This is a genomic window from Pseudomonas sp. NFACC02 (assembly GCF_900110765.1).
Taxonomy (GTDB): Bacteria; Pseudomonadota; Gammaproteobacteria; order Pseudomonadales; family Pseudomonadaceae; genus Aquipseudomonas.
This window is the reverse complement of the sequence record NZ_FOEO01000054.1, coordinates 25,087-31,906: the sequence shown is the minus strand read 5'-3', so window position 1 is coordinate 31,906 and position 6,820 is coordinate 25,087. Positions and strand designations below refer to the sequence as shown.

Genomic DNA, 6,820 nt, shown 5'->3' with positions numbered 1-6,820 from the left:
CGCGTCGTCTGCGTTTGGCCTGCACCCAAGTCGCGATTTGTGGTGTCTGGACTGTCGCGCATATGAACAGTATGGGCTGGAGCTAACGCTCCTCGCTTTCTGGATGCGTGCATCAATCGTCCGCGCTGCATTCTTAACTGTAGGAGCGTGGCTTGTCCCGCGATCTGGCGCGTAGCGGCAGCAAGACCTGTGCATGCGGTGTATCAGGTACAACCGAGTCGTCTGACGCTAGATCGCGGGACAAGCCGCGCTCCTACATCTTGCGGCAGAAGCCTCCGACGAGGCTGTACATATGATGTGAGGAAGACAATTGCTCCTATGCATTCGGCAGAAGCAGATCGCGGGCAAGGTGGTGCGTCACGCCGGTCCTTCAGTTTCCGGTTCAGCCATTAATCGGTGTTCCGGATGGACATTCCGTCATTCAGATGCCCCGGGCACTGGACTAACGGCGCAAATTGCTTTTAGCTCTGCGACCTGAAATCCAGGAGTTTCCCCTTTGAAAAAGTCAGTCGCCATCGTTTTCGGTGGGCAATCCTCCGAACATGAAGTGTCGTTGCAATCGGCACGCAACGTGATCAATGCGATTGATCGCAACAACTACTACGTCACCCTCATCGGCATCGACAAACAAGGCCACTGGCTGCGGTTTGACGAGCGCGATTACCTGCAGAACGCCAGCGATCCCGCGCACATCAAGCTCAGTGAATCCGGTCGACTGCTGTCGCTGATGCCCGGCGCCCAAGGCCCTCAGTTCGTTGAGGTGGAAACCGGGCTGGAAGTGCCGCGCATTGATGTGGTCTTTCCGCTGATCCATGGCAGCACTGGCGAAGACGGTTCGCTACAGGGCTTGTTGCGCCTGCTGGATATTCCGTTCGTCGGCCCCGACGTGCTGGGTTCGGCGGTGTGCATGGACAAGGACGTGACCAAGCGCCTGCTCCGTGACGCCGGAATTGCCGTGGCGCCGTTCGTGGTTCTGCACCGGGGTGAGTCCGTGGACTTTGTCAGCGTGTCGGCGCAGTTGGGGCTGCCGCTGTTCGTCAAGCCGGCCAGTCAGGGCTCCTCCGTCGGGGTCAGCAAGGTTACGGACGAGGCCAGCTACCTTGCTGCGCTGAAGCTGGCGTTCGACTACGACAACAAGGTCTTGATCGAACAGGGCATGGTTGGGCGTGAGGTGGAATGCGCAGTGCTGGGCAACCATGCCCCGCAGGTCAGCGTGTGCGGCGAGGTGGTCGCCAACGATGAGTTCTACGCCTATGACACCAAGTACCTGAACGACGGGCAGGCGCGGATCGCAATCCCCGCCGAGCTGTCGGCAGACCTCGGTGAAGCCGTGCGTGAAGTCGCGTTGCAGGCCTACCGCGTACTGGGATGTGCCGGCCTGTCGCGGGTAGATTTCTTCGTCACCGAGGCTCGTGAAATCATCATCAACGAGGTCAACACCCTTCCCGGTTTCACCTCCATCAGCATGTACCCGAAACTCTGGCAGGCCAGTGGCTTGAGCTATCCCGAGCTGATTGACCGATTGATCGTGCTGGCGCTGGAACGCGCCGACGAGCATCGCGCTCTGAAAACCGAGGTGGTGCTGTGAAGGTCATTCGCATCGCGGCGGCGCTGCTGATCGGTGCCGACGGTCGAACCCTGCTGGTGCGCAAGCGCGGAACGCAGGCGTTCATGCAGCCGGGCGGCAAGATCGATGCGGGCGAGACGCCGGTGAATGCGTTGACGCGGGAGCTTCACGAAGAGCTCGGGCTGCTAATCGAACCGGAGCAGGCTGAGTTTCTGGGCGAATTTTCAGCGTCAGCCGCCAACGAGCCCGGCTTTGAAGTGAACTGCCAGCTCTATCGACTGGACGTTGCGCAAGACGTCACGCCAGCGGCCGAGATCGAAGAAATCATGTGGGTCGATGCCGGTGATGTGAACCATCTGTCTTTGGCGCCGCTGACGCGAGATTCGATCTTGCCGTTGTACCGAAGGCTGCAAAGCGCCTGAGTCCTGCAGCAAACCTTGTAGGAGCGCGCTTGCCCGCGACGGCGGTGTGTCACTCACCGCCGTCATGACAGACACGCCGCAATCGCGGGCAAGCAAGTTCCTGCACCCGGATTTCCCAAATCACCGCACGGCACTGACCCCATCCAGCGTCGAGAACGACGTATCTTTCGCTGTCAGCAGAAAGTCACGCATGTAGGGCGCGTCCAGCATGTCCGTGCGAATGGCCGCGTACAGCGTCGCAAACAGACCTTTCTCCCCCAGCCGCCTGGCCTTTACATAGCCGCGTGAGCTGTATTCATGCAACGCCCAGTGCGGCATCCCACACACTCCCCGGCCACTGGCAACAAGCTGCATCATCATGACCGTCAGCTCCGATGTACGTACCTGCGCAGGTTCGACGTCGGCCGGCTCAAGGAAGCGCGTGAAGATGTCCAGCCGGTCACGCTCGACCGGGTAGGTGATCAACGTCTCGGTGGCCAGGTCGTTCGGAACGACGAAGGGCTTGCTCGCCAGCGGGTGTTGGTTGGCCACGGCGAGCATGGCTTCGTAAGTGAACAGCGGCACGTAGGTAATGCCTGCCAGGTCCACCGGGTCCGAGGTCACCACCAGGTCAAGATCGCCACGGGCCAGCGCCGGCAAGGGCGCGAAGGCAAAGCCCGAGGCCAGGTCCAGCTCCACTTCAGGCCATGCATCCCGGAACTGATCGATGGTCGGCATCAGCCACTGGAAGCAGCTGTGGCACTCGATCGCCATGTGCAAACGCCCGGCCACACCGCCCGCCAGTCGCGAGATATCCCGCTCGGCATTGCGCAGTTGCGGCAGGACCGAGTCGGCCAGTTGCAGCAGCCGCAGGCCGGCGCTGGTGAAGCGCACCGGTTTGGTCTTGCGCACGAAGAGCGGCATGCCCATGCGCTCCTCCAGCTCCTTGAACTGGTGCGACAGGGCGGATTGCGTCAGATGCAGGCGATCGGCGGCATCGACCAGGCTGTCGGCCTCCCGCAGCGCGTGCAGGGTTTTCAGGTGGCGTATCTCAAGCACCGTGGCGCTCCATGAATGAATTTTGTGATCAACACGAAAACAATGAGTTTGTCTCATGTGGCCGCGAGTGTCGACAATGGCGCCATATTTTGAGTGGAGTAGTTGTCATGGCCTTGGCCCATAACCTTGGATTTCCGCGCATCGGCGCCGACCGCGAACTGAAGAAAGCACTGGAAGCGTACTGGAAAGGCGATCTCGATCAGGCGGGCCTGCAATCGGTAGGATGTAAGCTGCGCGCGACTCACTGGCAGCTACAGAAAGATGCGGGCATCGACCTGCTGCCGGTGGGAGATTTCGCGTGGTATGACCAGGTGCTGACGCATTCGCTGACCTTCGGCGTGATCCCCGAGCGCTTCGCCGAGTTAAAAAACGAAAAGGGCCTGCCGACCCTCGACACGCTGTTCGCCATGGCCCGCGGCGCCTCCAGTCCCTGCTGCGGCGGCAGTCACGGACAGGCGCAATACGCTCAGGAGTTGACCAAGTGGTTCGACACCAACTACCACTACCTGGTACCGGAATTCACCCGGGATCAACGGTTCCAGTTGAGCTGGGAACAGTTGTTCGAAGAAGTCGACGAAGCCACGGCGCTGGGCCATCAGGTCAAGCCGGTGATCATCGGCCCGCTGACGTATCTGTGGCTGGGCAAGGCCAAAGGCGACAGCTTCGACAAGCTCGAACTGCTGGACCGCTTGCTGCCAATCTACGGCGAAATCCTCGGTCGTCTGGCCGGGCAGGGCGTGGAATGGGTGCAGATCGACGAGCCGATTCTCAGCCTGGATCTGCCGCAGGACTGGAAAAACGCCTTTGAACGCGCCTACCACAGCCTGCAGTACTCGCCGCTGAAGAAACTCATCGCTACCTATTTCGGCGGCCTGGAGGACAACCTTGGCCTGGCGGTTGCGCTGCCCGTGGCCGGTCTCCATGTCGATCTGGTGCGCGCGCCCGAGCAATTGCCGGCTTTGCTGGATCGTCTGCCGACATACAAAGTGTTGTCGCTCGGCGTGGTGAACGGCCGCAACGTCTGGCGTTGCGACCTGGAAGCCGCGCACGAGGGGTTGCTCGAAGCTAAGCTGCGTTTCGCCGACAACCTGTGGGTCGCGGGTTCCTGCTCGCTGCTGCACAGTCCGGTCGATCTGGAACGCGAAGACCAACTGGACGCCGAATTGAAAAGCTGGCTGGCCTTCGCCAGGCAGAAATGTGCCGAAATTTCGATCCTCAGCACTGCCCTCAACGACCCTCAGGCCGAGCGCGTACAGACCGCGTTTGCCGAAAGCCGCGCCGTGCAATTGAGCCGTAAACAGTCGCCACGCATTCATAAGCCTGAGGTGCAGGCGCGTGTGGCCGCGATTACCGCCGCCGACAGCCAGCGCCAATCGGCGTTTGCCGAACGCATCGAAGTCCAGCGTGCCCGCCTGAATCTTCCGGCGTTTCCGACGACCACCATCGGCTCCTTCCCACAGACCGCGTCGATCCGTCTGGCTCGTCAGTCGTGGAAGCAGGGCAAGCTGTCGGCCAATGATTACCACGACGCCATGCGCGCCGAGATTCGCCATGCCGTGGAAACGCAGGAGCGTCTGGGGCTGGACGTGCTGGTGCATGGCGAAGCCGAGCGTAACGACATGGTCGAGTACTTCGCCGAGCAACTGGACGGCTACGCGTTCAGTCGCTTCGGTTGGGTTCAAAGCTACGGTTCCCGTTGTGTGAAACCGGCGGTGATCGTGGGCGACGTGAGCCGACCGCAGGCGATGACCGTGGACTGGATCGCGTACGCGCAGAGCCTGACCGACAAGGTGATGAAGGGCATGCTGACCGGGCCGGTGACCCTGCTGATGTGGTCGTTTCCGCGTGAAGACGTGTCGCGCCAGGTGCAGGCGCAGCAGCTGGCGTTGGCGATTCGTGACGAAGTGGCGGATCTGGAGAACGCGGGTATCAAGATTGTGCAGATCGACGAAGCGGCCTTCCGTGAGGGGTTGCCGTTGCGTCGCGCTCAGTGGACCGAGTACCTGGACTGGGCGGTGGAAGCGTTTCGTCTGTGCGCCTCGGGTGTGCGGGACGAAACCCAGATTCACACCCACATGTGCTACAGCGAGTTCAATGAGGTGATCGCGTCCATTGCCGCCATGGATGCCGACGTGATCACGGTTGAAACCTCGCGCTCGAATATGGAATTGCTGGAGGCATTCAAGGCGTTTGATTACCCGAATGACATCGGCCCGGGTGTTTACGACATCCATTCTCCGCGGGTGCCGGACACGGCGGAAATGGTCACGCTGATGAGCAAGGCGGTGCAGTGCATTCCGGCGGAGCGGTTGTGGGTAAACCCTGATTGCGGCTTGAAGACCCGTGCGTGGCCTGAAACAGAGGCGGCATTGGTGAACATGGTGGCCGCGGCTCGGCAGTTGAGGTCTGAGCTGGCCTGACCACGTGTAGAAGCGCGCTTACCCGCGATTGCGGAGTGTCAGTTAACGCCGACACATCTGACAGATCGCAATCGCGGGCAAGCGCGCTCCTACAGTTTCTATCACCCTCAACTGAGGCACCGAGGCAGGCGCAGTCTGCTGTTTTTTTGTCGCTCCCGCCTCGTAGCTGCTTCACGACCGTCCAGCCCCCTTCATCAAAATGTCACGCAACTGTGGCAGCGCGCTTGAACAAACTTCATCAGACTCGCGGCCTACTGGGGTTCTGCGTTTCGGTGTTTTCCATGCGGGTTTTATTTTTCCTGGCTGCGCTGGTGTGCAGCTTGCCGTCTTTCGCGGCTTCTCGATGCGACGTCAACGTTCCCACGCAAGTGGCCGAGCTCCATGAAGTGCACTTGGCGTATCAAAGTATCGGTCGTGATTCGGACCCGGCGCTGCTGCTGGTGATGGGGTTGGGTGGGCAGCTGATTCACTGGCCGGACGAGGTCGTGGTCGCGCTGTGTCAGCAAGGGTTTCGCGTCATTCGCTACGACAACCGTGATGTCGGTTTGTCGACCTGGGTTCAGGCACCTGCCAGTGCGAACCTGACGTATGAAGTGCTGCGCTACAAGATTGGCCTGCCGGTATCAGCGCCGTATTCCCTGACCGACATGGCCCAGGATGCCATTGGCTTGATGGACACTCTGCACATTCAGCGTTTCCATGTGCTGGGCGCGAGCATGGGCGGGATGATCGCTCAGCATCTGGCGGACATGGCGCCGAAGCGCGTAGAAAGTCTGACCCTGATCATGACCAGTTCAGGCGCCCCCGGTTTGCCGATGCCCAGCCCTGCGCTGCTGCAACTGCTCGCGCGCCGTGGTGCGCCTGATCGGCAGACGGCGCTCGAACAACAGGCTGACTTGCTGGCCGCACTCGGCAGTCCTGAGGTGAAGGATGATCGGCAAAAGCTCTTGCAACAGGCGGCCATTGCCTACGATCGCGCGTTCAATCCTGAGGGTGTTAAGCGGCAGATTCTGGCGATACTCGCCGAGCCCAGCCGCGTCGAGTTGTTGAACCGCCTGCGCGTTCCAACGCTGGTGGTGCATGGCACCGCCGATCCGTTATTGCCGGTGATGCACGGCATTCACGTCGCCGCGCATATTCAAGGCAGCCAGTTGAAGCTGATTCCGGGGTTGGCGCATCGCTTCCAGGAAGCCTTCAAGGCACCACTGCTGGCTGCCGTCTTGCCTTACCTGCGCGAGCATCGCGAGGACGCGTCACACGTGGCGCAACTGTGAAGCAGGCACATTGAGGGTCGTTGGCAGACCGCGTTCGCTGCCCTCGTAACCTCGGACGTCTCCTACAAGGACTGCGTCGTTCAACCGCTGCGGCGTGTG

General features: G+C 60.9%; 5 protein-coding genes. 4 read left to right on the top strand and 1 reads right to left on the bottom strand.

The window, feature by feature from the left end:
- The first annotated feature begins 496 nt into the window (after positions 1 to 496).
- Positions 497 to 1,588 (top strand): D-alanine--D-alanine ligase, encoded by a 1,092-nt coding sequence (gene ddlA / locus BMY73_RS25445; RefSeq protein ID WP_092410591.1) that lies wholly within the window; start codon positions 497 to 499, stop codon positions 1,586 to 1,588.
- Positions 1,585 to 1,989 carry an NUDIX hydrolase gene (locus BMY73_RS25440; RefSeq protein ID WP_092410589.1) on the top strand — a complete coding sequence of 135 codons (405 nt, stop codon included), beginning with the start codon at positions 1,585 to 1,587 and terminating at the stop codon, positions 1,987 to 1,989. Before ddlA ends, BMY73_RS25440 begins: the two co-directional genes overlap by 4 nt.
- A gap of 120 nt (positions 1,990 to 2,109) precedes the next feature.
- Here the strand turns inward: BMY73_RS25440 and metR are convergent, their stop codons facing one another.
- The gene (gene metR, locus BMY73_RS25435) at positions 2,110 to 3,027 is read right to left on the bottom strand and encodes a transcriptional regulator MetR (RefSeq protein ID WP_092410587.1); all 918 of its coding nucleotides are present in this window, start codon (positions 3,025 to 3,027) and stop codon (positions 2,110 to 2,112) included.
- A gap of 107 nt (positions 3,028 to 3,134) precedes the next feature.
- Between metR and metE the strand changes: the two genes are divergently transcribed.
- A complete protein-coding gene (gene metE / locus BMY73_RS25430; RefSeq protein ID WP_092410585.1) occupies positions 3,135 to 5,447 on the top strand; it encodes a 5-methyltetrahydropteroyltriglutamate--homocysteine S-methyltransferase in 2,313 nt (770 codons plus the stop codon).
- Between the two features lie 281 nt (positions 5,448 to 5,728).
- The gene (locus tag BMY73_RS25425; RefSeq protein ID WP_092410598.1) at positions 5,729 to 6,721 is read left to right on the top strand and encodes an alpha/beta fold hydrolase; all 993 of its coding nucleotides are present in this window, start codon (positions 5,729 to 5,731) and stop codon (positions 6,719 to 6,721) included.
- Positions 6,722 to 6,820: the final 99 nt, after the last annotated feature.

Excerpts from the sequence above, each read along its gene's own strand:
- metE (WP_092410585.1), top strand. The coding sequence starts at position 3,135 with ATGGCCTTGGCCCATAACCTTGGATTTCCGCGCATCGGCGCCGACCGC.
- BMY73_RS25425 (WP_092410598.1), top strand. The coding sequence starts at position 5,729 with ATGCGGGTTTTATTTTTCCTGGCTGCGCTGGTGTGCAGCTTGCCGTCT.